25 protein-coding genes are annotated in these 24,464 nt (G+C 64.5%); 13 read left to right on the top strand and 12 right to left on the bottom strand.

Annotated elements, in window-relative coordinates; all coding sequences use genetic code 11:
* Positions 1-6: 6 nt before the first annotated feature.
* From nifV to BJI67_RS12625, 8 genes are all read right to left on the bottom strand, one after another.
* Positions 7-1,155, bottom strand: coding sequence for a homocitrate synthase (gene nifV, locus BJI67_RS12660; RefSeq protein WP_070073324.1), 1,149 nt, complete (start codon positions 1,153-1,155; stop codon positions 7-9).
* A 153-nt stretch (positions 1,156-1,308) separates the two neighbouring features.
* Positions 1,309-2,385 carry a molybdenum ABC transporter ATP-binding protein gene (gene modC, locus BJI67_RS12655; RefSeq protein WP_070073323.1) on the bottom strand — a complete coding sequence of 359 codons (1,077 nt, stop codon included), beginning with the start codon at positions 2,383-2,385 and terminating at the stop codon, positions 1,309-1,311.
* Positions 2,382-3,050 (bottom strand): molybdate ABC transporter permease subunit, encoded by a 669-nt coding sequence (gene modB, locus BJI67_RS12650; RefSeq protein WP_070073322.1) that lies wholly within the window; start codon positions 3,048-3,050, stop codon positions 2,382-2,384. Before modB ends, modC begins: the two co-directional genes overlap by 4 nt.
* Positions 3,051-3,075: 25 nt before the next feature.
* Complete coding sequence (modA, locus tag BJI67_RS12645; protein WP_070073321.1) at positions 3,076-3,852, bottom strand: molybdate ABC transporter substrate-binding protein; 777 nt, start codon at positions 3,850-3,852, stop codon at positions 3,076-3,078.
* A 33-nt stretch (positions 3,853-3,885) separates the two neighbouring features.
* Complete coding sequence (locus BJI67_RS12640; protein WP_070073320.1) at positions 3,886-4,689, bottom strand: TOBE domain-containing protein; 804 nt, start codon at positions 4,687-4,689, stop codon at positions 3,886-3,888.
* A gap of 83 nt (positions 4,690-4,772) precedes the next feature.
* Positions 4,773-5,981, bottom strand: a complete 1,209-nt coding sequence (gene nifS / locus BJI67_RS12635) for a cysteine desulfurase NifS (RefSeq protein WP_070073319.1) — start codon at positions 5,979-5,981, stop codon at positions 4,773-4,775.
* A gap of 2 nt (positions 5,982-5,983) precedes the next feature.
* Positions 5,984-6,871: a Fe-S cluster assembly protein NifU gene (nifU, locus tag BJI67_RS12630; protein WP_070073318.1), complete on the bottom strand. Its 888-nt coding sequence runs from the start codon at positions 6,869-6,871 to the stop codon at positions 5,984-5,986.
* A 21-nt stretch (positions 6,872-6,892) separates the two neighbouring features.
* Positions 6,893-7,216 carry a HesB/IscA family protein gene (locus tag BJI67_RS12625; protein ID WP_070073317.1) on the bottom strand — a complete coding sequence of 108 codons (324 nt, stop codon included), beginning with the start codon at positions 7,214-7,216 and terminating at the stop codon, positions 6,893-6,895.
* Between the two features lie 308 nt (positions 7,217-7,524).
* On the opposite strand from BJI67_RS12625, the gene BJI67_RS12620 reads away from it, so the two are divergent.
* From BJI67_RS12620 to draG, 12 genes are all read left to right on the top strand, one after another.
* Positions 7,525-8,367 carry an electron transfer flavoprotein subunit beta/FixA family protein gene (locus BJI67_RS12620; protein WP_070074148.1) on the top strand — a complete coding sequence of 281 codons (843 nt, stop codon included), beginning with the start codon at positions 7,525-7,527 and terminating at the stop codon, positions 8,365-8,367.
* A 33-nt stretch (positions 8,368-8,400) separates the two neighbouring features.
* Positions 8,401-9,489 (top strand): electron transfer flavoprotein subunit alpha/FixB family protein, encoded by a 1,089-nt coding sequence (locus BJI67_RS12615; RefSeq protein WP_070073316.1) that lies wholly within the window; start codon positions 8,401-8,403, stop codon positions 9,487-9,489.
* A 26-nt stretch (positions 9,490-9,515) separates the two neighbouring features.
* Positions 9,516-10,817, top strand: a complete 1,302-nt coding sequence (locus tag BJI67_RS12610; protein ID WP_070073315.1) for an FAD-dependent monooxygenase — start codon at positions 9,516-9,518, stop codon at positions 10,815-10,817.
* A complete protein-coding gene (locus BJI67_RS12605; RefSeq protein WP_070073314.1) occupies positions 10,814-11,122 on the top strand; it encodes a ferredoxin family protein in 309 nt (102 codons plus the stop codon). Before BJI67_RS12610 ends, BJI67_RS12605 begins: the two co-directional genes overlap by 4 nt.
* A gap of 40 nt (positions 11,123-11,162) precedes the next feature.
* Positions 11,163-12,779: a nitrogen fixation negative regulator NifL gene (gene nifL / locus BJI67_RS12600; RefSeq protein WP_197513090.1), complete on the top strand. Its 1,617-nt coding sequence runs from the start codon at positions 11,163-11,165 to the stop codon at positions 12,777-12,779.
* Entirely contained in the window at positions 12,776-14,320 is a 1,545-nt protein-coding gene (gene nifA / locus BJI67_RS12595) for a nif-specific transcriptional activator NifA (protein WP_070073313.1), read from the top strand. Before nifL ends, nifA begins: the two co-directional genes overlap by 4 nt.
* Positions 14,321-14,591: 271 nt before the next feature.
* On the top strand, positions 14,592-16,067 hold the full coding sequence (nifB, locus tag BJI67_RS12590; RefSeq protein ID WP_070073312.1) for a nitrogenase cofactor biosynthesis protein NifB: 1,476 nt from the start codon (positions 14,592-14,594) through the stop codon (positions 16,065-16,067).
* Positions 16,068-16,082: 15 nt separating this feature from the next.
* Positions 16,083-16,361, top strand: coding sequence for a 4Fe-4S binding protein (locus tag BJI67_RS12585; protein WP_070073311.1), 279 nt, complete (start codon positions 16,083-16,085; stop codon positions 16,359-16,361).
* Positions 16,362-16,381: 20 nt separating this feature from the next.
* The gene (locus BJI67_RS12580) at positions 16,382-16,606 is read left to right on the top strand and encodes a hypothetical protein (protein WP_070073310.1); all 225 of its coding nucleotides are present in this window, start codon (positions 16,382-16,384) and stop codon (positions 16,604-16,606) included.
* Between the two features lie 19 nt (positions 16,607-16,625).
* Entirely contained in the window at positions 16,626-17,000 is a 375-nt protein-coding gene (locus BJI67_RS12575; RefSeq protein ID WP_070073309.1) for a hypothetical protein, read from the top strand.
* Positions 16,997-17,596 carry a nitrogen fixation protein NifQ gene (locus tag BJI67_RS12570; RefSeq protein ID WP_070074146.1) on the top strand — a complete coding sequence of 200 codons (600 nt, stop codon included), beginning with the start codon at positions 16,997-16,999 and terminating at the stop codon, positions 17,594-17,596. The genes BJI67_RS12575 and BJI67_RS12570 overlap by 4 nt, the downstream gene beginning before the upstream one ends.
* Complete coding sequence (draG, locus tag BJI67_RS12565; RefSeq protein ID WP_070073308.1) at positions 17,568-18,491, top strand: ADP-ribosyl-[dinitrogen reductase] hydrolase; 924 nt, start codon at positions 17,568-17,570, stop codon at positions 18,489-18,491. Before BJI67_RS12570 ends, draG begins: the two co-directional genes overlap by 29 nt.
* A gap of 21 nt (positions 18,492-18,512) precedes the next feature.
* Here draG and BJI67_RS12560 read toward each other — a convergent pair whose 3' ends face one another.
* On the bottom strand, positions 18,513-19,358 hold the full coding sequence (locus BJI67_RS12560) for an SIR2 family protein (RefSeq protein ID WP_070073307.1): 846 nt from the start codon (positions 19,356-19,358) through the stop codon (positions 18,513-18,515).
* Between the two features lie 449 nt (positions 19,359-19,807).
* On the opposite strand from BJI67_RS12560, the gene BJI67_RS12555 reads away from it, so the two are divergent.
* A complete protein-coding gene (locus BJI67_RS12555) occupies positions 19,808-22,096 on the top strand; it encodes an EAL domain-containing protein (protein WP_070073306.1) in 2,289 nt (762 codons plus the stop codon).
* A gap of 490 nt (positions 22,097-22,586) precedes the next feature.
* Here the strand turns inward: BJI67_RS12555 and BJI67_RS12550 are convergent, their stop codons facing one another.
* The 3 genes from BJI67_RS12550 to BJI67_RS12540 form a co-directional block, all read right to left on the bottom strand.
* A complete protein-coding gene (locus BJI67_RS12550; RefSeq protein WP_083250864.1) occupies positions 22,587-23,864 on the bottom strand; it encodes an EAL and HDOD domain-containing protein in 1,278 nt (425 codons plus the stop codon).
* 127 nt (positions 23,865-23,991) lie between these two features.
* Positions 23,992-24,234 carry a glutaredoxin family protein gene (locus BJI67_RS12545; RefSeq protein ID WP_070073305.1) on the bottom strand — a complete coding sequence of 81 codons (243 nt, stop codon included), beginning with the start codon at positions 24,232-24,234 and terminating at the stop codon, positions 23,992-23,994.
* Positions 24,235-24,239: 5 nt separating this feature from the next.
* On the bottom strand, positions 24,240-24,443 hold the full coding sequence (locus BJI67_RS12540; protein WP_070073304.1) for a CopZ family metallochaperone: 204 nt from the start codon (positions 24,441-24,443) through the stop codon (positions 24,240-24,242).
* Positions 24,444-24,464 lie beyond the last annotated feature (21 nt).

Genomic DNA, 24,464 nt, shown 5'->3' with positions numbered 1-24,464 from the left:
GTCCTCCTAGTGCGTGCCGGGTGTGGGCAGAGGCGCCAGTGCGCCGTAGAAGCCGAGCAGTTCCTCGGGCAGCGGGGCCCGCTTGGCGCGGGTGGCAAAGCCGCGCAGCTGCTCCAGCAGTGCCTCGGCCTGGTCGCGGGTGAGGGTGATACCGAGTTCCGCGTAGGCGTGGGTCAGGGCATGCACGCCGGAGTGCTTGCCGAGCACGAAGCGGTGGCTGCGGCCCAGCTCGCCGGGATCGATACCCTGGTAGTTGTGCGGGTCCTTGAGCAGGCCGTCGACATGGATGCCGGCCTCGTGGTCGAACACGCCTTCGCCGACCAGGCTCTTGTGCCAGGAGACCGGGCGGCCGGAGGCCTTCGCCACGAGCTGCGAGACCCCGGTAAAGCGCTGCAGGTCGATGCCCGTCTCCATCGCGTAGAGATGGCGCAGACCGGCCACCACCTCTTCCAGCGCGGCATTGCCGGCGCGTTCGCCAAGGCCATTGACCGTGGTGTTGAGGTGGGTGGCCCCGGCGCGCGCGGCGGCCAGCGTATTGGCCGTGGCGAGTCCGAGGTCGTCGTGGGCGTGCATCTCGATGTCGAGGTCGCAGCGGGCACGCAGGCGGGAGATGCACTCGTAGACGCCGAAGGGGTCGAGTATGCCGACCGTGTCGGCGAAACGCATGCGCTGCGCGCCGGCGAGCTGGGCGGCCTCGGCGACGCGATCGAGAAAATCGGGGTCGGCGCGTGAGGCGTCCTCGGCGCCGACGCAGACCTCTAGGCCGAGATCCAGTGCCGCGGCGACGTGACGCCCGATGCAGGCGAGCACCCAGTTGCGGTCGCGGCCCAGCTTGTGCTGGATCTGCTGGTCGGAAACCGGTATCGACAGATCGACCATCTGCGCGCCGAGATCCGCACACAGGGCAAGGTCGTCGGTGCGCATGCGGCTCCACAGCACCAGCCGCGCCGGGAGTCCGAGCTGTGCGATGGCGCGGACCGAGTCGCGTTCAGCAGCACCCATCGCCGGAATGCCGACTTCAAGCTCGGGGACGCCGAGCTCGACCAGCGCGCGTGCAATCTCGATCTTCTCGTCGAGCGAGAAGGCGACGCCTGCCGACTGTTCGCCGTCGCGCAGGGTTGTGTCGTCGATCACCGGGCTTCGTTGGGCTTGCATGGCGTCCTCTCCAAGGCCTGTACAAGCAGGAAAGCAAACCGCGTGCCCAATTAAAAATATTTAATTTACAAATATTTAATGTTTTTCTTATGGGGTGGAAAACGTCGATGCCCCGAACTTTGTCGGAACTGCGACAAACGCATCGCGCGCCGCTCAGTCGAGCAGGGCGACCGCCTTGACCTGGGCATAGACGCGCTGGCCCTCGTGCAGGCCCAGGTGTTCACGCGAGTGTCGGGTGATGCTGGCGAGCAGCGCGGTACTGCCGAGGTCGAGGCGTACGCTCAGGGTAGGTCCATCCCCGGCAATCTCGGCGATGCGGGCGGGGAATACGTTGAGGATGCTGGTCTCGCCGCTGTGGTCGTGCAGGGCGATGCTGACGTCACTGGCGTGCACGCGCAGGCGGGCCGGGGTACCGGGCTCGGCGGCGGGATCCAGTGCGATGCGGAACACCCCGTCGGCAAAATGGATGGCGGAGAGGCCCTGTTCGGCGTCCGCCTCGCCCAGCGTGCCGTCGATGATGACGCCGGCGTCGCCTGGCTGACCGCCCAGCGGCAGCCGGCCGGCGGCGAGCAGCTCGGCGAGCGGGCCGGTCTCGACGATGCGGCCGTCGCGCATCAGCGCGACGCGGTCGGCCAGCCGTACAACCTCGTCGGGCGCGTGGCTGACGTAGATCACCGGGATGTCGAGCTCGCGGTGGAGGCGTTCCAGGTAAGGCAGGATGGCGGCCTTGGAGGTCACGTCCAGGGCCGACAGTGGCTCATCCATCAGTAGCAGCCGCGGACTGGTGAGCAGGGTGCGGGCGATGGCCACACGCTGGCGCTCGCCACCGGACAGGTGGGCCACACCGCGCTTGAGCAGGGCGTCGATGCCAAGCAGGGCGATGGCCTGCTCCCAGACCACGCGCCGGCGTGCCGCCGGGGTACGGCGCAGGCCGAATTCGAGGTTGCATTGCACCGCCATGTGGGCGAACAGCTCGGGCTGCTGGAACACGAATCCCAGCGGCCGGCGGTGGGTGGACAGGAAAACGCCGCGCGCGTCGTCCTGCCAGGTCTCGCCATCGAGCTGCACGCGTCCCTGCGCGCGCGCGAGCCCGGCGAGGCAGCGCAGGGCGGTGCTCTTGCCGCAGCCCGAGCGGCCGAACAGGGCCGTGACGCCGGGTGCGGCGTCGAATTCGAGATCGAGACCAAAGTCGTCCCGCTGCAGGCGCAGCGCGCAGGAAAGCCCCTTCACGGACGCAGCCCCGCCTGCCGCGGCGCGATCAGGCGCAGCAGCAGGAGTACCAGCAGCGAGAACACCAGCATGCCTCCGGACAGTAGATTGGCCTCGTGGTACTGCAGGTTTTCGACGTAGTCGTAGATCGCGAGCGAAAGCACCTTGGTCTGGCCGGGGATGTTGCCGCCGATCATCAGCACCACGCCGAACTCGCCGACCGTGTGCGCGAAGCCCAGCGTGGCGCCGGTGAGGATGCCGGGCCGGGCCAGCGGCAGGGCAACGGTGAAAAAGCGATCCAGCGGCGCCGCGCGCAGGGTCGCCGCGGCCTCCAGCGGCTGTCGCCCGATCGCCTCGAAGGCCGCCTGTACCGGCTGCACCACGAAGGGCAGCGAGTAGATCACCGACCCGACCACCAGGCCCGGAAAGGTGAAGGCGAGCGTGCCGAAACCGGCGGCGTCGGTGAGCAGGCCGAGGGGGCCGCGCGGTCCCAGCGCGACCAGCAGATAGAAGCCCAGCACGGTCGGCGGCAGCACCAGGGGCAGCGCCACCACCGAGCCGACCAGCGCGCCCACCCAGCCGCTGCGGTGCGCCAGCCACCAGGCGAGGGGGATGCCGACGAGCATCAGGATCGCGGTGGTGACGCCCGCAAGTTCGAGCGTCAGCCAGACCGGTTCGAGGTCCATGGCGTGTCTCCGGTGTCCGACGAACTCAGCGGGCGATCTCGTAGCCGTAGCGGCGAATGATCTTTTCCACCTTGGGGCTCTTCAGATAGGCGTAGAAGGCCTTGGCCGTAGGGTCGTTCGCCGCGCGTTTGAGCAGCACCACCTGCTGTTCGATGGGCTTGTAGAAGGATTGCGGCACCAGCCACTGCGAGCCCTTGCGCGCTGGGGGCAGCAGGGCGATCTGCGAGAGTGCGACGAAACCGAGCTGGGCGTTGCCGCTGGCCACGTACTGATAGGCCTGGGTCAGACTCTGGCCGCGTACGATGCGCGGCTGCAGGCTATGCCACAGGCCCATGTGTTCGAGCACCTGCTGTGCCGCAGCGCCGTAGGGGGCCGCCTTCGGCTCGGCGATGGAGAGTCGCGCAAACTGGCCGGTGCGCAGCACCTTACCGCCGTCGCCGAAACGCCCGGCGTGAGGGCTCCACAGCACCAGGCGACCGATCGCGTAGGTGCGCCGGCTCGACGGCACCGCGAGTCCCTGCTCGGCGAGCAGTCGCGGGCGGCGGCTGTCGGCGGACAGGAACAGCGCGAAGGGCGCGCCGTTGCGGATCTGCGCATAGAGCATGCCGGTGGCGCCGAAGCTCGGCAGTACGGTCTTGCCGGTCTGCTGCTTGAAGTCGGCCGCTATCAACTTGATCGGCGCAGTGAAATTGGCCGCGACCGCAATATGCAGCGGCGCGTCGGCGAAGGCGTCCGGTGTGGCGAGGCCGAGCAGGGTGCCCAGCAGGCAGGCTTGCGAGATAAAGCGTCGGGTGCGGTTCATGGCGATTCCTTAGGTGAGTGGGGTGAGTGGGGGTCAGCGGGCGACGGCCAGCAGCACGCTGGCCGCGTCGAAGGTGGCGCAGGCAGTGGCACCGGGGGCGAGGTCGAGGCGCGCGAATGCCTCGGCGTCGATCACGGCGACCACGGTCTTGCCCCCGGTCAGGGCGATGGCGATCTCGGTCTCGTCGGTGCCGGCGTGCAGCCGCGTGACGGTGCCGCACAGCCGGTTGTGTGAATCTGCGGCAAGCGTCGCGTGGGCATTTTCGATCCCCACCGCCGGCGCCTTCACCAGTGCGAAGGCCTCGCTGCCGAGGTCGAGACCGAGCGCCTCCAGGCTGGGATGGGTGATGCTCGCGGCGATGCGGTCCGTGCCGCCGATGTCGAGGACGACCTCGACGTTGACCGGGCCGGCGGCGAGGTCGACGACGCGACCGAGAAACTGGTTGCGGGCGCTGGTGAGCAGATTCAGGCGGCGGATCCACGGCAGGTGCTCGCCGAAGGCCTCGCCGGCCGCTTCCACGCGCGCGAGCATGCGCAGGTATTCGTCCTCCAGCACCTCGAACACGGCGATCTGACGCTGCCCGTAGTCGGTCAGTCGGCTGCCGCCGCCATGCCGGCCGCCGGTGCCGCTGACCACCAGCGGGCGCTCGGCGAGGTTGTTCATCGCGTCCACCGCGTCCCAGGCGGCCTTGTAACTCATGCCGATGGCCCGCGCGGCGGCACTGATCGATCCGGTCTCGGCGATGGCGCGCAGCAGGGCGATGCGTCGAGCGCCGAGAAAATCGTGCCCGTCGCGCTCGACCGACAGCCGGCCGCCCAGGCGTCCGTCGGGGCTCATGGCCGTCTCCGCTTCGATGTATAGGCGTGCATATAACGCTCCGCAAAAAAGAGGCGGACCGGATCGGGTCCGCCTCGGTCGGGTCAGGCGTAGGTCGGGGCGAAGGCCTCTTCGGGGTTGGTCACCGGACCGTCCTCGCCCCAGTAGGGCGACAGCTTGCGCAGCTGGGCGACGATCGGCGGCACGGCCTCGATCACGCGCTCGATCTCCTCGGGCGTGTTGTAGCGCGACAGCGAGAAACGCACGGTGCCGTGGGCGGCGGTGTAGGGGATGCCCATGGCGCGCATCACGTGCGAGGGTTCCAGCGAGCCGGAGGTGCAGGCCGAGCCGCTGGAAGCGGCGATGCCGGACTTGTTCAGCAGCAGCAGGATCGCCTCGCCCTCGATGTACTCGAAGGAGATGCTGGCGGTGTTCGGCAGCCGGTTGTCGAGATCGCCGTTGACGAAGGCATGCGGCACCTGCGCCAGAATGCCTTCCTCCAGGCGGTCGCGCATCGCCCGCACGCGGGTGTTCTCGTCCTCGATGTGCGCCTGAGCCAGCTCGGCGGCCTTGCCGAGGCCGACGATGGAGGCCGTATTCTCGGTGCCGGCCCGACGCCCACGCTCCTGATGACCTCCGCGCAGCAACGGGCGGAAGCGGGTGCCGCGGCGCAGGTAGAGCACGCCGATGCCCTTGGGCGCATGCAGCTTGTGGCCGGAGAGCGACAGCATGTCGATACGGGTCTCGCTCAGCTTGACCGGCAGCTTGCCCACCGCCTGCACCGCGTCGGTATGGAACATGACGCCGGCCTCGGCGGCCATCTCGGCCATCTCCACCACCGGGAACACGGTGCCGCTCTCGTTGTTGGCCCACATCACCGAAACCACGGCGACCTGGTCGGAGAGCAGCCTGCGGTACTCATCGAGATCGAGTCGGCCGCGGTTGTCGACGGCGAGACGGTGGACCGTATAGCCCTCCTTCTCGAGCTGGTCGCAGAGCGTCAGCACCGCCGGATGCTCGACCACGGTGGTGATGATCTCGCGCCGTTCGGGCTGGGCACGCAGGGCCGACAGGATTGCGGTGCTGTCGGACTCGGTGCCGCAGGAGGTGAAGATGATCTCCGAATCGTGCTCGGCGCCGAGCAGGGATTGCACCTGCGCCCGCGCCTGCTTGACCGCGCGACCGACGCGGTCGCCGAAGCTGTGCATCGAGGAGGGGTTGCCGAACTGCTCGGTGAAGAAGGGCAGCATCGCCTCGACGACTTCCGGATCCACGCGCGTGGTGGCGTTGTTGTCGAGATAGATCGGCTCCATGATCAGGCCCCCGCCGCGCTATGCGCGGCCTGTGCGGGCACCACGCGAACGAATTCGCCCAGGGCCTCGATCAGGCGCTGCTGCACGCCGCCGAGCGTGGCGCCGGCGAGCTGGCAGCCGGTGCAGGCGCCGGTCAGGCGCACGGTGATCGTCTTGCCCTCGACGTCCATCAGCTCGATGTCGCCATGGTCGGCCTGCAGCTGCGGGCGCAGTTCGGCGATGGTCTTCTCGATCAGACGGATACGCTCCAGGTTGCTCAAACCGTTGCTCTTCGCGGGAGCCGCAGGCGCAGCCTTGCCGGCGGCCTGGAACACCTCGCCGCGCTCGGCCATCACCGTGGACAGGATGTCCTCGATCTTCTCGTGGCAGGAGGCGCAGCTGCCGCCAGCCTTGGTGTAGTTGGTGACCTCGGCGACGCTGGAGAGTTTGTTCTCGCGCACCACGTTCTCGATCATCACCGCGTCGACGGCGAAACACTTGCACACCAGATCGCCTTCCTCATGGTCGTCGACCCAGGTCTCGCCGCGGTAGTTGGCGACCGCGGCGGCCAGCGCCTCGCGGCCCATCACCGAGCAGTGCATCTTCTCGGGCGGCAGGCCTTCGAGGAAGTCGGCGATGTCCTGGTTGGTGACCTTGAGTGCATCGTCCAGAGTCATCCCGCGGATGATCTCGGTGAGCGCCGAGCTTGAGGCGATCGCCGAACCGCAGCCGAAGGTCTGGAAACCGGCGTCGAGAATGCGCTCGTCGGCCGGGTCGACCTTGAGGGTCAGGCGCAGGGCGTCGCCGCAGGAGATCGAGCCGACCTCGCCGACCGCGTTGGCGTCGGCCACGGCGCCGGCGTTGCGCGGGTTGTAGAAGTGATCCTTAACCTTTTCGGTGTAATCCCACATGACTATGTTCTCCCGGGCGAATCAGGCTGAAAAGGACGAGCCGCAGGCGCAGCTGGCGGTCGCATTGGGGTTCTCGAACTTGAAGCCGGAGCCCTCGATGCTGTCGACGAAATCGACGGTGACGCCGGAGAGCAGCGGTGCGCTGGTCGGGTCGACGAAGACTGATACGCCGCCGCAGTCGAGGACGACATCGTCCTGGCCGGCGGAGGCTTCGAGCTTCATGCCGTATTGGTAGCCGGAGCAGCCTCCGCCGTTGATGGTGACGCGCAGCCCGGCGACGGGCTCGCCGCTGGACGCGATGAAGCGCTCTAGCGCACGGATGGCGGGTTCGGTCAGGGTCAGCATGGCGTTTACCTCAGCGGAATTGGGGGAATGAGCATCTCGCCAAGGGGTTCAGCAATTGATGTGCCAAGGCCCGGATGGCGTCGTTTGGTGCGCAGGACGGTATTTCGCGTGTGGCAAATCCGACCAGTGGGCTGCGGCGGTCGGAATTTTTGTCGGGTTTGCTACAAAGGCGAGGGCGTCGGTTGCGCCGCGATGCGCATCCGCCGTGGTCAGACGTCGAAACGGTCGTACTGGTATGGGTTTTGCTCGGGATACCCGCGAAGGTTCGGCGGCGGCACCGCGGCCGCACCGAGACACAGGAGTTACCCATGCATATCGTTGTTTGTATCAAGCAGGTCCCGGACAGCGCGCAGATCCGTATCCATCCGGTGACCAACACCATCATGCGCCAGGGCGTGCCCGCGATCGTCAATCCCTACGATCTGTTCGCCTTGGAAGAGGCGCTGCGTGTGCGCGACCGCCTCGGCGGCCGGGTCACGGTACTCACGATGGGCCCGCCCACGGCGGAGGCCGCGCTGCGCAAGGCGCTGTCCATCGGCGCCGATGATGCGGTGCTGCTGACCGACCGCATGTTCGCCGGTTCGGACACGCTGGCCACCTCGTTCGCGCTGTCCACCGCGATCCGCAAGCTCAACGATGAGCTGCCGGTGGATATCGTGATCACCGGCAAGCAGACCATCGACGGCGATACCGCCCAGGTCGGCCCGGGCATCGCCATCCGCCTCGGCTTCAACCTGCTGACCTACGTGTCGCAGATCGAGGACATCGATCTAGAGGCCCGCCGCATCCGGGTGCACCGGCGCGCGGAGGGCGGGGTGCAGGTGATCGACACGCCGATGCCCTGCCTGATCACCCTGCTCGAAGGCGTCAACACCCTGCGCCACGGCAGTCTGCCGGACATGTTCCGCGCGGCCCGTGCCGAAGTGCGGCGCTGGAGTCGCCAGGATGCCGGCATTGAAGACCCGTCGCGCATCGGTCTCAAGGGCTCGCCCACGGTGGTGACGCGGGTGTTCGCACCCAAGCCCAGCGCCGACCCGGCCGAGCAGATGGAGGTCGAAGGGCGCGGTGCGGGCGAGATCGCCGTCGACATGGTCGAGCGACTGTTCGCGGAACACGCCGAGGTCGAACGCCTGATCCATGGGCACGCCTAACCGATTGAACGCGTACGCAGACGAGGGCACGCGATGAACGACAAGACAGAAGATTCGAAACCCAAGGGGCGGCGCTTCAAGCTGGACCCGAGCCTGGAGGTCTACAAGGGCATCTGGGTGTTCGTGGAACAGGAGCGTGGTCAGGCGCACCCGGTGTCCTGGGAACTGCTCGGCGAGGGGCGCAAGCTGGCCGACCGCCTGGAGGTACCTCTGGGCGCGGTGGTCGTCGGCGCCGACGAAGCAATGCTCGCGCCGATCTGCAGCGATGCCATCGGCTACGGCGCGGACCTCGTCTACCTGAGCACCGGCGAGGTACTGGCCGACTACCGCAACGAGACCTATACCAAGGCGCTCACTGCGTTGGTCAACGAGCACAAGCCGGAGATCCTGCTGCTCGGCGCGACCACCCTGGGGCGCGACCTTGCCGGCAGCGTGGCCACCACCCTCGGTACGGGTCTGACCGCAGACTGCACCGAACTCGACATCGATCCGGACAACCGCAGCCTGATGGCGACGCGGCCGACCTTCGGCGGCAGTCTGCTGTGCACCATCCAGACCCTCAACTACCGGCCGCAGATGGCGACCGTGCGACCGCGCGTGATGGCCATGCCCGAGGCGCAGCCCGAACGCAGCGGCGAGGTCGTGCGCAGCAGCTTCGCCTTGGAAGAGGCCTCGGTGCTGTCCAAGGTGCTCGACTTCATCCCCGACGAGGCGCGCGAGGGCGCACAGCTGCCCTATGCCGAGATCATCGTCGCCGGTGGCCTGGGGATGGGCAAGCCTGAGAACTTCCAGCTGCTGTTCGATCTTGCCGCGGTAATCGGTGCCGAGGTCGGCGCGACGCGGCCGGTGGTACAGGCCGGCTGGGTCGAGGCAGACCGTCAGGTCGGGCAGACCGGCAAGACCGTGCGCCCGCGTCTGTACATCGCCGCCGGCATCTCGGGGGCGATTCAGCACCGTGTCGGCATGGAGGGTTCGGACGTGATCATCGCGATCAATACCGATCCCAAGGCCCCGATCTTCGATTTTGCGACCTACGGCATCGTCGCGGATGCGGTGCAGCTGATCCCCGCCCTGACCGAGGCGTTTCGCCAGCGGCTGGCGGTGGCGCGCGCCGCGAGTTGAGTGAATCAAACACTGAGGGTTATCTCATGAGCGAACATTTCGATGCCATCGTGGTGGGTGCCGGGCCGGCGGGCAACGCCGCCGCCTACACCCTCGCCAAGGGCGGTCTCAACGTGCTGCAGATCGAGCGGGGAGAGACCCCCGGTTCGAAGAACGTGCAGGGTGCGATCCTGTACTCGGACGCGCTCGAGCGCATCATCCCCGACTTCCGCGAGGACGCGCCGCTGGAACGGCCGGTGCTCGAACAGCGCCTGTGGGTGCTGGATGAGGCGTCCTATATCGGCAGCACGTTCCGCTCCGAGGAATTCAAGAGCGGCCCGCCCAACCGCTACACTATCATCCGCGCCGAGTTCGACCGCTGGTTTTCCGAGAAGGTGCGCGAGGCCGGCGCGCTGGTGATCTGCGAGACCACGGTCACCGGCCTGCTGCGCGACGATGCCGGCAAGGTGATCGGCGTGCAGACCGATCGCATGGGCGGTGATGTCTATGCCGACGTGGTGGTGCTGGCCGACGGGGTGAATTCCCTGGTCGCCAAGCGTGCCGGCTTCCACGGCGAGCTGCAGCCCAAGGACGTGGCGCTCGCGGTCAAGGAGGTGCTGTTCCTGGCGCCCGACGTCATCGAGCAGCGCTTCAACATCGGCGAGGACGAGGGCGTGGTGATCGAGATGATGGGCAAGATCACCCAGGGCATGATCGGCACCGGTTTCCTCTACACCAATCGCGAATCGCTGACCATCGGCGTGGGCTGCATGCTGTCGAGCTTCCGCGAGGGCGGCATCCCGCCCTACCAGCTGCTCGAGGACATGAAGAACCACCCGGCGATCCGTCCGCTGCTGCGCGGCGCCGAGGGCAAGGAATATGCCGCCCACCTGATCCCCGAGGGTGGCTACAAGGCCGTGCCGCAGCTTTACGGCGAGGGTTGGGTGATGGTCGGCGATGCCGGCGGGCTGGTGAACGCGGTGCACCGCGAGGGCTCGAACCTGGCGATGACCAGCGGTCGCCTGGCGGCAGAGACGATCATCGATCTCAAGGAGCATCGCCGCGTGATGAGTGCGCGCAATCTGGGCGAGTACAAGCGCCGCCTCGACGCCAGCTTCGTGATGTCCGATCTGAAGAAGTACAAGCACGTTCCCGACGTGCTGCACGCCAGTCCGCACCTGTTCACCACTTATCCCGAGCTGATGAGCCGCGCAGCCAAGCACATGCTGCACGTTGACGGAGCGGACAAGAAATCCAAGCAGCGCCAGATCTCGCAGGAATTCCGCGAGGAGCGGGGCATGCTGGGCATGTTGACTGACGCCTACAAAATGTGGAGAGCGTTACGATGAGCACGAATACCGCAACCCCGGTCAAGATCGAGGAAAAACTGTTCCAGAACCGCTATCGCGTCGACGAGGGACACCCGCACATTTCCGTGCGCGACTCCAGCGTGTGCCGCGACGCCTGTCAGGACAAGGCCTGCACCTTCTGTTGTCCGGCCGGCTGCTACGCCCCGGACGCCAGCGGCGGGGTCACCCTGAGCGTGGACGGCTGCCTGGAATGCGGCACCTGCCGGATCATTTGCGCGGAACACCAAAACGTGGAATGGTGGTACCCGCGCGGAGGGTATGGGATTTTGTTCAAGTTCGGCTGATGCGCCGCCCGGCGCTGCAGAACCCATGTCGGAGGTGGCTATGATCAAAGACAGCGGAGGGCACCGCGCACCACAGATCGACGAAGCCCCGCCGGATGATGGCGTGCTCGCGGCGGAGGGACCCGCCGACGTCGACGCCAAACCCGTGACTTCGCTGCTGCCCAGCCTGTTCATGGCTGCGGTCGAGCAGGCGCCCGTCGCCATCTCGATCACGGACAGCCGCGCGAACATCCTTTACACCAATGCGGCGTTCACCCGCGTCACCGGTTATCCGCGTGCCGAGATCATCGGCCGCAACGAATCGGTGTTGTCGCACAAGGTCACGCCGCGGGCCCTGTACGAGGACCTCTGGCGACATCTTTCGGAGCGGCGGCCGTGGACCGGAACGCTGCTCAATCGCAGTCGCGACGGCGAACCCTATCTCGCCGAGGTCACCATCGCACCGGTGGTGGATGCGGAAGATCGCGCCACCCACTACATCGGCATGCATCGCGACATCACCGAGATGCACCGCCTGGAACGCGAACTGCGCGACCACATGGCGTTGGTCGAGTCGGTGTTCACTCTCGCACCCGTGGCCATCGTACTGATCGGTCCTGGCGGCGAGCGTATCCGCGAGAATGCAGCCTACCTGCGCCTGCGCACCGAACTGGGCGGCGATCCGGCCAGTCTCGTGTTCGGTTCGCTCGGCCTCAAGCTGGCCGCCTGGGAGGATGCCGGTGCCCTGGTGCAGTTCAAGGACCGCGAGGTCGGCATCGGCGGCGAGGATGAGCGGCCCGCGCGCTGGTTGAGCTGCTCGACCACACGCGTCGACGGCGTCGAGACACGCCCCGATGCCTTTTTCGAGCCCGAGGCCAAGGGTTATCTGCTGCTTGCCGTGAGCGACGTCACCGCACAGCGCCGACGCCGCGAGGAACTGCGCATCAGCGCCCTGCGTGCGGTGCTCACCGAGCATGAGCTGACCGAGGGCGTGCGCGAGACGGTCAATGGCGCGGTGTTCCAGCTCGACAGCCTGGTCGGCAGGATCGGCGCCCTGCATTCGCTGATCGAATGTCGCGAACACCCCGGAGACAGCGGCCTGCTCGAAGGCCTGTTGCTGGCGCGCGAGGCCGGCGAGGCGGCCAAGCAGCGGCTTTCCGGAGCGTTACCACAGGAACGTCGCATACGGCGCTCCAATGTCAATTTGAACGAGGTGCTGCGTGACGTGCTGGCCCTCGCCACGCCGCGCATGCTCGCCGCCGGCGTGGTGGTGGATTGGCAGCCAGCGCGCGCCCTGCCGACTTATCTGGGCGATCCCGTGGCGCTGCAGGACATGTTCCGGCAGCTGATCGAGAATGCCCTGGATGCGCTTGATGAAGTGTCTTCAAGCGCGCGGGTACTGTCGATTCGTAGCCAGCTCAACAACGGCGAGATCGAGATCGCGATCGAGGATAGTGGCCCCGGCATCGACCCGAAGCATCAGCTCAAGATCTTCGAGCCGTTCTACACCACACGCACCTCAAACGGCCGGGCAGGTATGGGCCTTGCCATCGTGCAGAACGTGATCAATGCACATGACGCCTTGATCTGGATCGATTCCGAGCATACGCCGGGCGCCAGTGTGCACGTCTCCTTCCCCTTGTCGTCGCGTGCCCAGCGGCGGGCCGGAGAGCTATGAGCGCAGCCAACGCGATCATGGAGTCCGCCAGCCAGGCGATGCTGCAGAACCAGCTGCGGACGCTCTATCGCGTCGGTCTGGTGCTCAGCCGCGCAGAGGCCCTGCATGCGACGCTGGAGTCGATGCTGGGCATCCTGCACGAACAGGCGGACCTGCATCACGGCATGGTCGCCCTGCGCGAGCCCGAGGGCGCGGCCCTGTCGGTCCACGCCCTGCACGCCGAATGTGCCGATCGCGAGGCGGTGCGCTACCGCAGCGGCGAGGGTGTGATCGGCTGGGTGCTGGCCCATCGGCAGCCGGTGGTGGCGGAGCGCCTGGGCGACGAACCGCGCTTTCTTGACCGCATGGGGGTGTACGACCGTGACCTGCCGTTCCTGGCGGTGCCGATCGTGATTGCCGGGAACGTCTCAGGCGTGCTTGCCGCGCAGCCCTCGAATGCCGCCGCCCTGCACGTTCAGGAGCGTTTTCTCGGCATGATCGCGGATCTTGTCGGCAGCAGCGTGGGGCGCGCCTGGGAAGTCGAGCACGGCCAGCGTGCCCTGCAGGAGGAACGCGATTCGCTGCGTCGGCAACTGCGCGGCGAATACGGTTTCGACACCCTGGTCGGCCACGCCCCGGCGATGCGTCAGGTGTTCGAGCAGGTGCGTCAGGTTTCCAAGTGGAATACCACCGTGCTGGTGCGCGGCGAGTCCGGTACCGGCAAGGAACTCGTGGCCAATGCCGTGCACTACAACTCGCCGCGCGCCAACGCGCCGTTCATCAAGCTCAACTGCGCGGCCCTGCCGGACAACCTGCTCGAGTCCGAGCTGTTCGGTCACGAGAAGGGTGCCTTCACGGGCGCGGTGGCCAGCCGCCGCGGGCGCTTCGAGCAGGCCGCAGGCGGCACCATCTTCCTGGACGAGATCGGCGAAATCACCCCGGCCTTCCAGGCCAAGCTGCTGCGCGTGCTGCAGGAGGGTGAATTCGAGCGCCTGGGCGGTACGCGGACGTTGCGTGTCGACGTGCGCGTGATCGCGGCGACCAATCGCAACCTCGAGGACGCCGTGGTCAAGGGCGAGTTCCGCGAGGATCTCTACTATCGGCTCAACGTCATGCCGATCTATCTGCCGCCGCTGCGCGATCGCGTCGGCGACCTGCCGGAACTGGCCCAGTTCCTGCTCGACAAGATCGCCGAACGCCAGGGTCGTCAGCTGGCGCTGACTGGCGGTGCGCTGCGTGCGCTGGCCAACCACGACTGGCCGGGCAACGTACGCGAACTGGAAAACTGTCTCGAACGTGCTGCGGTAATGAGCGAAGACGGCAGCATCGACAGCGATCTGGTCATGCCTTCCGGCCTGGGTGCGCGGCCGCAGGTGGAGGAATCCGCCGCGGCAGTGCCCTCCAATCTCAACGATCCCGAACTCAGCGAACGCGAACGCGTGGTCGCTGCCCTGGAGCAGGCCGGTTGGGTGCAGGCCAAGGCAGCGCGTCTGCTGGGCATGACGCCACGGCAGATCGCCTATCGTATCCAGACCCTCAAGATCCGCGTTCGTCAGATCTGAGTTTCCCCGATATCTGCCCAGTGTTCCCGACCGCGGCCGGGTTCGGCCCAAGGTCGTGTTCGACGATGTTTCCGATGTTTCGCAGCGCGCGCGTCGCATATCGCACATGCCACAGTCGATGTTCGTTTGTCTACACCTCCAAAATCCGACGATGACAGGGGTGTGATCAAAAAAAATCATTAAAAAACATATAATTAAAATCTCGTCTCGGGTAGGCACGGAGATTGCCAGATAGAGATCTACGAACCCACCAAATTGCGAGGCCAGACGGATGGAACTGACAGTGCTTGATTCGACCGACACGCAGGCGTCGGGATGCTCTTCCAGTGGATGCGGCAGCACAGACGACCAACTCGCTCACCTGCCCGACGAAATCCGCGACAAGGTCTACAACCACCCGTGTTATTCCGAGCAGGCGCACCATTACTTCGCGCGCATGCATGTGGCCGTGGCGCCGGCGTGCAACATTCAGTGTCACTACTGCAACCGCAAGTACGACTGCAGCAACGAGTCGCGCCCGGGCGTGGTGTCCGAGCTGCTGACCCCGGACCAGGCGGTCAAGAAGACCCTGGCGGTGGCCGCCAACATTCCGCAGATGACGGTGCTCGGCATCGCCGGCCCCGGCGATCCGCTGGCCAATCCGGAGCGTACCTTCGCGACCTTCCGCATGCTCAGCGAGCAGGCCCCGGACATCAAGCTGTGCGTTTCCACCAACGGTCTGGCGCTGCCCGAGAGCGTGGATGAACTGGCCAAGCACAACATCGACCACGTGACCATCACGATCAATGCCGTGGACCCCGACGTGGGCGCCAAGATCTATCCCTGGATCTTCTGGGAAAACAAGCGCATCAAGGGCCGCGAGGCAGCGGCGATCCTGATCGAGCAGCAGCAGAAGGGTCTGCAGATGCTCACCGAGCGCGGCATCCTGGTGAAGGTCAACTCGGTGATGATCCCGGGCGTGAACGACGAGCACCTCAAGGAGGTCAGCCGCATCGTCAAGTCCAAGGGCGCCTTCCTGCACAACGTCATGCCGCTGATCAGCGAGGCCGAGCACGGCACCTTCTTCGGTCTGATGGGGCAGCGCGGTCCGGAGCCCGAGGAACTGCAGAACCTGCAGGACGCCTGTGCCGGCGACATGAACATGATGCGCCACTGCCGTCAGTGCCGCGCCGATGCGGTCGGCCTGCTCGGCGAGGATCGCGGCGAGGAGTTCACCCTGGACAAGATCGAAGCCATGGAGATCGACTACGAAGCCGCTATGGTTCGACGGGCCGAGGTGCATCGTTCGATCGAGGCCGAGCTCAACCAGCATGCCCAGGCCAAGCCGGCGGCGCCGACGGACATCGACCCCGATGCGCGTCCGGTGCTGATGGCGATCGCCAGCCAGGGCGGCGGCGTGATCAACCAGCACTTCGGCCACGCGCACGAGTTCCTGATCTACGAGGCCTCGCCGGCCGGTGTGCGCTTCATCAGCCATCGCAAGACCGACAACTACTGCGAGGGTGGCGACACCTGCGGCGACGGCGAGAGTGTGCTGTCGCGGACCATCGGCACGCTGTCGGGCTGCGAGGCCGTGCTCTGCTCGAAGATCGGTTACGAGCCCTGGGACATGCTCGAAGCAGCCGGGATCAAGCCCAACGGCGAGCATGCGATGGAGCGGATCGAGGACGCCGTCGCCGCGGTTTACCGCGAGATGTGGGAGGCCGGTGCGCTGTCGGCTGTCGATGAACAGCTGGTCGTTGCCTAAGAGGAGGAACGGACGATGTCATTGAGGATCGTTTCATCCTGCGTCAACTGCTGGGCCTGCCAACCGGTATGCCCCAGCGACGCGATCTTGCAGGCACCCAAGCATTTCGTGATCAACGATCGCAAGTCCACCGAGTGCGAGGGCAGCTACGACGTCCCGCAGTGCGCGAGCATCTGTCCCATCGAAGGGGCGATCACGAATGCCGCCGGCGAGGCGATGAACCCGCCCGGTTCGCTCACCGGCATCCCGCCGGAGATGGTGGCTGCTGCCCAGGCCGAAATCAGGGCGCGCTGAGGCGCGCCGGGAGAAAGCGCATGGACTTCGAATCGAGATTGCAGTTGGAAGCGGCGCCCGCCCCGGGAAACCGGGTCTGGCGCGAGTGGTGGCAGAGCGCCACCCGTGGCTGGCTGGCGCATCGCGCCTCCAGCCGCCGGGTGGCTACCGCCCGGGTCCGGCTTGGCTTCGAGCGGATCCCGCCGCGGGTCTGGGCGCGTCACGGCGCACTGCTCACGGCGGCAAAACGTCTACCGCGTCATTGATCGTTGCGGAGGGATCGTTATGCATGCGCATTACGGAGAACCGGCCTGGACTCTGTGCGAGTCCGGGTCGTTGCCCGGAGAGAGTGATCGGGCAGTGGTCGCCGTCGATGACGGCGAGGCGTTCGCGTTGTACGACTGCTCTCAGCGCGGACTTTCATTGATCGGGCGTGTTGGCGTCCCGACCGGCGAGGCCGATGTGCTCGCCCGGCGCCTGTCGGATTGTGATCTGGTGCTGGTGGACGCGCGACGTCCCGATCTGCATGCACACCTGGTCGCGCGCGGCGTCCCGATGCGCCGCCTGGGCAGGGGCGAGCGCGGCGCTGCGGTTCTGGCGGGATGGCGCCGCTGGTGCGGCGAGGCGAGGCGGCCGCTTGCGGCCGTTCGGTCGGCATGACCTGGCTCACCAGCGCAGAGGCATTGTCGCCGGCATCGTTCCGCTCGCGCGAGGCACGCTACGGCTACTGGATGGCGCACGCCGCAGGCCAGCCCAACGACAGTCTGCTGGCGAAAATCCTGGCCTCGCGCGAGGCCGGCATCGGCGCGCTTCCCGCGCGGCTGGGGCTGGATCCGGAGGCTTTCGCGGCGTTGCTGCAGGCGCATTTCCCGCGGGCGGCCGCCCTGCTGCCCGATGCCGGCATCGGCGACGACGACTGGCACGAACGCGGCAACGAGCGGGAAGACATCGAGGTGCTGCTACTGGCGCACCGCAGTGGCCGTGCGGGGAGCGAGGTCTGGCTGGCGGGCATCGTCGCCGCTGCCTGCATGGGTGGCGATCACCTGTGGCAGGACCTGGGTCTCTGGTCGCGCACGGACCTTGGCAGATTGATGACGGAGAATTTTCCGGCACTGGCGGAACGCAACGATCGCGATATGAAGTGGAAGCGTTTTTTGTACAAGCAACTCTGTCAGGCCGAGGGGATCTACGTGTGTCGCGCGCCCTCGTGCGAGGTCTGCGTCGATTATGCTCGCTGCTTCGGGCCCGAGGACTGACCGCTCGGCACTGCTTTCTCGCGCACGCGGCGCCTATCTAGGGCTTGCGGTAGGCGACGCGCTGGGCGCAACGCTCGAGTTCATGACGCCGCGCGAGATCCGTGCCACCTATGGGGTGCATGACCGCATCCGCGGCGGGGGCTGGCTGCATCTACCCCGCGGTCAGGTCACCGACGATACCACCATGAGTCTCGCCCTCGGTGAGGCGATGCCCGCGCAGGGCGACACGGTCGATGCGGAGGGTGCCGCGCGTGCCTTCGATACCTGGATGCGCGGCAAACCGGTCGATATCGGCAACACCGTACGCCGCGGTTTGTTGCACTATCGCAGTAGCGGTAATCCCACGGTTGCTCCGGACGAATATGCCGCCGGCAACGGCGCTGCGATGCGCTGTCTGCCCGTGGCCCTGGCGACGCTGGGGCGGCCGACGGAAGCGGTGCGTAGTGCTACCCTGGCGCAGGCTTGGGTGACGCATCGCAACGAGCTGTCGGATGTAGCCTGCGTATGTCTCGTGGAGATGTTGCAGCTGGCGCTGCCGGGCACGGCGACGCTTGCCGTGTTGCACACGCGTGCGAGAGCTCTGGTAGAAAGGCACGCTGCATTTGAGTTCAGGCGGACGCGCCGGGAAAATCCAAGTGCCTATGTGGTCGAGACCCTGCAGGCGGTTTTTCAGGCCCTGTTCGAGGCCGGCGGATTCGAGGCAAGCGTGGTCGATGTGGTCAACCGTGGTGGAGATGCCGACACCACGGGCGCGATCACCGGCATGCTGGCCGGGGCCTGGTATGGCGTGGAGGCAATTCCACGGCGCTGGCTGGCCGTGCTCGATCGCGAAGTGAAGCGTGCCTGCGAGCAGCAGGCGGAGGCACTGATCGGACTGGCGGACGCGCGCTGTTAAGCAGCGTGTCCGCCAGTCGGTTTACGCAGCTTGCAAACCGGACATCAGATCCGAGATGTCCGCCTCGACCACCTCGATGCCCTGACGGGCGCAGAAGCGGCGTTCCTTGGGTGTGGCATCCGGGATCAGTGCCCATCCGGCCGGGCTACCTGCATTGGCGTAGATCAGGTCGCTCATCACCATGCGTTCGGTGTCGCGCTGCAGGCGCAGGCCGATGAACAGGTAACGCACGCCCTCACGCCGGCGCTTGACGAAGGCGGGTACTGCGAAGCCACCCATGAGCTCGGTGATGTAGTCGACATAGTCCGCGTCGGAGGCGATGTAGCTCGGTTCCGGCACCGGCGAGCCCATCGGCTTGAACAGTACGGGCAGGCTGGTGTCCGCGTCTTCGGCCGCAATTTCGCTGTAGCTGCTGCCGTCGTACTGATACAGCTTGTAGCGGTAGTCCGTGCCGCCGATGCGGGCCATGCCGAGGATCAGCAGGTGTGCGCGGTCGGCATAGAGTTCCTGCAGCTGGGTGTCGCGGTTGATATCGATGACATAGGGCGCCTGCATCTCCGCCAGCGCCTGATGTACCGGTGAGCGCGTCCACTGTCGCTCGCCGTAGGTCTCGGTAAGGAAACGGTTGACCGCGCTGCGCCCGCGCTTGAGTTCCACGTGCATGGCGGCACGCGGGAATTCGTACATCAGACGCGGCGCCATGGGCTGGCCCTGGTTGAGCGCCAGGATCAGTTCGTCACTGGTCGCCGGTATCTGCTCGCCACTGACCTTGTCGGTGATGCCACGCAAGGCGCCAGGACCGAGGTAGGGGACGACCTCGCCCTTGCGGATGCCTTCTGCGAGCTCGTTGAGTATCGATTCGAACATCGGTGTGCTTCCGTATCGTGGATTTGCCCGTATGTACAAAGCAGGAATTGAGCCAGCGCTGCCGCAAGCCTGTCGAGTGGCCGATTTCCAGGTAAAAGGACAATAAAGTCAGGTTTGCACACGCTACGAGGGCAAAAAAACTGTCGTGATGTCGACGCTGCCGTGACATTTTGTATGCTTTGCTACGCGAGCGTGGGTCAGTCCTCAGCGCTGACAATGGTTTATGCATGGCTTGTTAATTGCTTATGTATGTAATTTCGTTTTTTTCAGGGTATGACGGGGAAGGAATTTTACTTCGCCGTGCACCTGATTGACGAAGGTCAAGTAAATTCGATTTTTATGAGAGATTTTCGTAAACCCTATGTAGTTTGCAGGCCTGTCTCGCACGATCGAGACCACCCGCTGGTTTCTCAGCGATTCCTCTTGAATACGAAACCTAAGGACCAGGGATGGCCGTAAACGTCAGAGGCCCGGCTGGACTGGTGGATTTCATCGGCCTGGATGAAACTGCCAAAAATCTCGTGTTGAAATATGCCGCCGTGTTGACTCGTGAGGCGGATAAGTTTTCCGATGAGTTTTACGATTATTTGATGAATTTCTCCGAGATGCAGGCGGTGTTCGCAAACATGAATCCCGCCAGCTTGGAGCGTCTGCACGTAAATCAGATGAAACACTTGGTTTCGCTGATTACCGACGGTCTTTCCGAAGGACATGTGGAGAGCTCACGCAGGATAGGGCGGGCGCATCATCTGTGGAACGTCGAGCCTGCATGGGCTGCCGGTGCGTATTCGCTTTACTATCGGCATCTGTCGAAACAGATTTTCCGGATCAAGAACCGCTCGGTGCGTACGGCACTGCGCAGTGCCGTGGTGAGCTTGCTGCTGGCCGATCTTGCGATTCAATTGGAGGGCTATGCCCAGGCAAGGGCCCAGGATGACCACGAAATCAGGGTGTTGTTCGACCTGCTGATCGAGTCATTCAATCATGCCCAATCGGGCGAAAAGCCGGATGCGCTGCTGCGTCGTCTGGCGCAATCCCTGCCGAAAAGGACCGGACACGTCGTGTGGGCCTGGTATGGGTTGACCGACCGCCGGATGTCCTACGAATTCATCCCCGCCGACGGCATGGCGCAGCCTTCTGTGGACAATCGCACCTGGAATCTGCTGATCGGGGAGTGTGTCGACGCGCTACAGAATCGGCGGCGCAAGGTGCTTTCTCATCTCGATCTGGGACGAATGGGCATCGATCTTCCCGGTGTGCGTGAAATCGGTATTTTCCCGTTCGAAGGCATGGGGCGAGTCTATCGGGGCGTGGGGATGGCGGCCCTGAACCAACCAGGTTATCTGAGTCGCTTCGCCCTGGGTTTCTTTGACTCGATGGCGCGGATTGGCGCGTTGGTTCTGACGCTGCGCGCGCAGAACCTGCGCGATGCGCTGACCGGATTGCCGAACCGGACGCTGTACAAGGATCGGCTTTCGGTCGCGCGTTCGCGCGTGGACCGAGAGCAGACGAAACTCATCGTGGGGATGATCGACCTGGATCTGTTCAAGGAGATCAATGACGGCCTCGGCCATTCTGCCGGCGATCTCGTGCTCTGCGAAACCACCAAGCGGATCAAGTCTTGTCTGCGCGCCGGCGATACGCTTGCGCGCATGGGCGGCGACGAGTTCGCGATTCTGGTCGGCGACATTCGCGGCGACGCCGCGCTCAAGTCGGCCGAACTCGCCACGCGGATCAATCAGGCATTGTGCGAGCCCTTCAACGTCGACGGCATGACGGTACATCTGTCGGCGAGCATCGGGCTTTCCATCTACCCGGACGATTATTCGGACTCCGATACTCTGCTGCACCACGCCGATCTGGCGATGTATCACGCGAAGCAGTCGGGGCGCTCGCGCTACGCGTTGTTTTCGGCGGAACTGGCACGCGGTATTGACGAGCGTGCCGATCGCATCAACATGCTGCGTATCGCCATGCGCGACGAACTGTTGGTGTTGCATTACCAACCGATCGTCGATCTGGAGAATGGGCGGCTGGTGGGTGTGGAGGCATTGCTGCGCATCGTGCATCCCACCCAGGGCGTGATTTCTGCCGGTCCATTGCTCGAGATCGTGGAGGACGATGCCGTGCTCATTCGCGAAGTCGGTCGCATTGTCCTGGGTAAGGCATGCGAACAGCTCATGGCTTGGCGCGAGGTTGGCGGCGACTTTTACATCAGCGTCAACATTGGCGCGCGGCACATCATGCATCCTGCCTGGGCCGCTGATCTGAACGAAATTTTGGGTCGTCACGATTCCCTGGTCCGCAGCCGCCTGGTCGTTGAGATCACCGAACGAGCGCCGCTTGACGTAAAAACCGCATACGCGGCTTTCGATTTCACGCGGAACCAGGGGCTGCGTCTTGCATTGGACGATTTCGGCACGGGGCAGGCATCGCTGCACCATCTGCAACGGTTACCCATCGATTATGTGAAAATCGACCGTAGTTTCGTGTCGAGTATTACCGAAGATTACCGCGATCGCGCTATTGTGGGCGGGGTTATCGGCACCTGCCGCATGCTGGGTCTTGCCTGTATCGCCGAGGGTGCTGAAACCGACGATCAAATGCTGGTGCTGTCGGAGCTCGGTTGTTTTGCTGCCCAGGGATTTCGTATTTCTCCGGCGGTTCCTGCCGATGCGGTACTCGATATCGCTGGTGAATGGCTTGAGCATTGGCAGCGTCGCTACGAATATTCTTGAATGACAAACCTAGGTCCAGTGTCCTTGACCCTACGTAAGCCTCTGAGGTGAACTTGTGCGGGTCGATTAAGTCGTGCGGCACGAGCTTGCGCTGGCTAATTCAGTCGGTGCGATTTCGCCCATTTATTTTGTACGCCACTGAATCATTGCAACCCGCTGTGTCGAATAATATTACGGCGATAATCTGAATACGTTCGCCCGGTGTCGGTTGGGCGAAATCACCAGGCCTGTTCGCACTCACTATGCGGTGGGGTGCTGCCGGAGCTATTTTCCGCGGCTCAGCAGGCGCCGCGAGCGCGGTGTGGTCGGCCACATGAGCGAGCGGCAACACCTCGAGACACGGAAAGCGGCCGGTCCTACGGGTTGCGGCTGAGAAACCGCCACTCGGCGTTGCTCGTCGCTGATTTGGAATCACCAAACTGCGCTTCTCGCGCCTTGATGGGCGGTTTTCCAGTCACAACAGCGCCCCACCGCATAGTGTGAGTAGGCCCTAGTAGTTTTCCGAAAACTTGGCCTGATTTTCCAGGGCTTTGGCTTGTAGCTCGGGTAGCGATGTTTCGCTGATGCCGATTTGGACGCAAAGCCTGGCAATAGTATGACTTTCTTCTTGTTCGAGCGCGCGGGTGAGAGAAAGTATCTGTCCCAGCGGTCCAGTTTCGTGAATCAAGGCATCCGTGATCATGCTCGGCAAGGCCAGGCCGTCAATGACTTTATCCATTGGGCGCTTGAATAATGCATCCAGCAGGGATAGGCATCCGACTGCGCCTGCCTCGTCAATATCCTCGTGATGCAAGCCGACCTCACTAGCCAGAATGGACATCAGTTCAGCCCGATAATTAGCGAGGTCGAGCAATGAGCCGGCAGCAATATTGATATCGTGCGCACTGGCGTAGAGTTCCAAGGTGAGCCAGCGCTGTAGATTGCGTCGACCCAAGCGCATGATGGCGGCGGTGAGCGTTTGAGGGGCCTTTCCTGCGCCAAAGCCTATGGATGCTGCATAGCGCAGAATGCGGTATAGAACCGCTGCATCCCGGCTGATCGTGTGTTCCAGTTCCCGGGTGTCGCTGTCTTGCCGAATGCGGCGCAGCGCTTCCAGCAAGGTCGTGGTTACGACGGGCAGCTTGGTTTCGGAAATAATTTCCGGACGCGCGAAAAAATAACCCTGAAACAAATCGCAGCCGAGCTTCAGGCAGGTCTCGTATTCCTCTTGGCTTTCGACCTTCTCGGCCAGGACGCTCAGTCCATGCGACTTCATCATCTTCACATGCGCAGCAAAGGTATCGAGCCCCAGAGCGCGTACATCGAGCTTGACGATCTGAACGATCTTGAGGAATGGCTCCCATTCAGGCCGGTAGATGAAGTCATCCAGTGCCAAACGATAACCGATACCGAGCCACTCCTTGCATCGTTCCAGCAGTTGTGTGGTGGGTTTCGCAGTTTCCAGTATCTCTAGCACGACCTTATCTGGCGGAAGCAGCTCTGGCAGATCTGCCAATAGGTTTGCGTCGTCAAAATTGATGTACACAGGCCGGCCGGAGGCAATGGACGAAAGCCCGATGACACCCAATGCATGCAGCATGACGGTTGCAGTTGCATTCTGGACGGATGGCCCTGGGCCAATATTCTGGGTGCCGCTGCGATACAGGAGTTCGAATGCAACGATTTGCAGCTGGGTGTTCAGGATAGGCTGGCGCGCAAGATAGGCGAGGTGCGTATCTGACGGTGTCTGTGGATTGTTCGAGGACATGGCGTCATGGGTCTCAATCATCGCTAATCAGTTTAGCGCATGAATGATAAGGAAGACGTCTTAGAAATGAACGTAAATGTGCAGCAGACCACATTCCCGATAAAAGTCCTCGAATCCCTTATTTTCTCGATAAACTCGATAAAGCTGTCTAGTTCTGGAAATGACGATCAAGCACGGGCTTCTGGGCGGCGAAGGTGCCGTAAAGCGCCTTGCCACCGATGACCGTGATCGGCGCGATGCGTACGCCGTAGCGCTGTTTGGCTTCGTCCGCGATACCCGGGGCGGTGACGTCGCGTTCCTCGAACGCGACGCCATGCGCCTGCAGATAGCGCCGCACGGCGGCGCAGTCCGGGCAGCCGGGGCTGGTATAGAGCAGCACGCCGGATTCCATGGGTCTTACAGCTTTTCGGCGGTGTAGCCTTCCTCGGCCACGGTCGCGATCAGGGCGTCCAGCGGCGCTTCGCCATGCACCAGCGCTTCGCCGGGTTCGAGGGTGACCTCGGCCTTGGTGACGCCGGGCACGGATTCCAGCGCCTGGGTGGCGGCACGCACGCAGTGGTTGCAGGTCATGCCGGTGATCTTGAGCTTGATGTCGTTCATGTCAGGTCTCCTTGTGGGATC

The organism is Acidihalobacter aeolianus, from assembly GCF_001753165.1.
In the GTDB taxonomy this organism is placed as follows: Bacteria; Pseudomonadota; Gammaproteobacteria; order DSM-5130; family Acidihalobacteraceae; genus Acidihalobacter; species Acidihalobacter aeolianus.
This window is presented reverse-complemented; position numbering and strand designations above follow the sequence as displayed.

Coding starts and splice junctions, on each gene's coding strand:
- nifV (WP_070073324.1), bottom strand. CDS start 1,155: ATGCAAGCCCAACGAAGCCCGGTGATCGACGACACAACCCTGCGCGAC.
- modB (WP_070073322.1), bottom strand. CDS start 3,050: ATGGACCTCGAACCGGTCTGGCTGACGCTCGAACTTGCGGGCGTCACC.
- modA (WP_070073321.1), bottom strand. CDS start 3,852: ATGAACCGCACCCGACGCTTTATCTCGCAAGCCTGCCTGCTGGGCACC.
- BJI67_RS12640 (WP_070073320.1), bottom strand. CDS start 4,689: ATGAGCCCCGACGGACGCCTGGGCGGCCGGCTGTCGGTCGAGCGCGAC.
- nifS (WP_070073319.1), bottom strand. CDS start 5,981: ATGGAGCCGATCTATCTCGACAACAACGCCACCACGCGCGTGGATCCG.
- nifU (WP_070073318.1), bottom strand. CDS start 6,871: ATGTGGGATTACACCGAAAAGGTTAAGGATCACTTCTACAACCCGCGC.
- BJI67_RS12625 (WP_070073317.1), bottom strand. CDS start 7,216: ATGCTGACCCTGACCGAACCCGCCATCCGTGCGCTAGAGCGCTTCATC.
- BJI67_RS12620 (WP_070074148.1), top strand. CDS start 7,525: ATGCATATCGTTGTTTGTATCAAGCAGGTCCCGGACAGCGCGCAGATC.
- BJI67_RS12615 (WP_070073316.1), top strand. CDS start 8,401: ATGAACGACAAGACAGAAGATTCGAAACCCAAGGGGCGGCGCTTCAAG.
- BJI67_RS12610 (WP_070073315.1), top strand. CDS start 9,516: ATGAGCGAACATTTCGATGCCATCGTGGTGGGTGCCGGGCCGGCGGGC.
- BJI67_RS12605 (WP_070073314.1), top strand. CDS start 10,814: ATGAGCACGAATACCGCAACCCCGGTCAAGATCGAGGAAAAACTGTTC.
- nifL (WP_197513090.1), top strand. CDS start 11,163: ATGATCAAAGACAGCGGAGGGCACCGCGCACCACAGATCGACGAAGCC.
- nifA (WP_070073313.1), top strand. CDS start 12,776: ATGAGCGCAGCCAACGCGATCATGGAGTCCGCCAGCCAGGCGATGCTG.
- nifB (WP_070073312.1), top strand. CDS start 14,592: ATGGAACTGACAGTGCTTGATTCGACCGACACGCAGGCGTCGGGATGC.
- BJI67_RS12585 (WP_070073311.1), top strand. CDS start 16,083: ATGTCATTGAGGATCGTTTCATCCTGCGTCAACTGCTGGGCCTGCCAA.
- BJI67_RS12580 (WP_070073310.1), top strand. CDS start 16,382: ATGGACTTCGAATCGAGATTGCAGTTGGAAGCGGCGCCCGCCCCGGGA.
- BJI67_RS12575 (WP_070073309.1), top strand. CDS start 16,626: ATGCATGCGCATTACGGAGAACCGGCCTGGACTCTGTGCGAGTCCGGG.
- BJI67_RS12570 (WP_070074146.1), top strand. CDS start 16,997: ATGACCTGGCTCACCAGCGCAGAGGCATTGTCGCCGGCATCGTTCCGC.
- draG (WP_070073308.1), top strand. CDS start 17,568: ATGCTCGCTGCTTCGGGCCCGAGGACTGACCGCTCGGCACTGCTTTCT.
- BJI67_RS12560 (WP_070073307.1), bottom strand. CDS start 19,358: ATGTTCGAATCGATACTCAACGAGCTCGCAGAAGGCATCCGCAAGGGC.
- BJI67_RS12555 (WP_070073306.1), top strand. CDS start 19,808: ATGGCCGTAAACGTCAGAGGCCCGGCTGGACTGGTGGATTTCATCGGC.
- BJI67_RS12550 (WP_083250864.1), bottom strand. CDS start 23,864: ATGATTGAGACCCATGACGCCATGTCCTCGAACAATCCACAGACACCG.
- BJI67_RS12545 (WP_070073305.1), bottom strand. CDS start 24,234: ATGGAATCCGGCGTGCTGCTCTATACCAGCCCCGGCTGCCCGGACTGC.
- BJI67_RS12540 (WP_070073304.1), bottom strand. CDS start 24,443: ATGAACGACATCAAGCTCAAGATCACCGGCATGACCTGCAACCACTGC.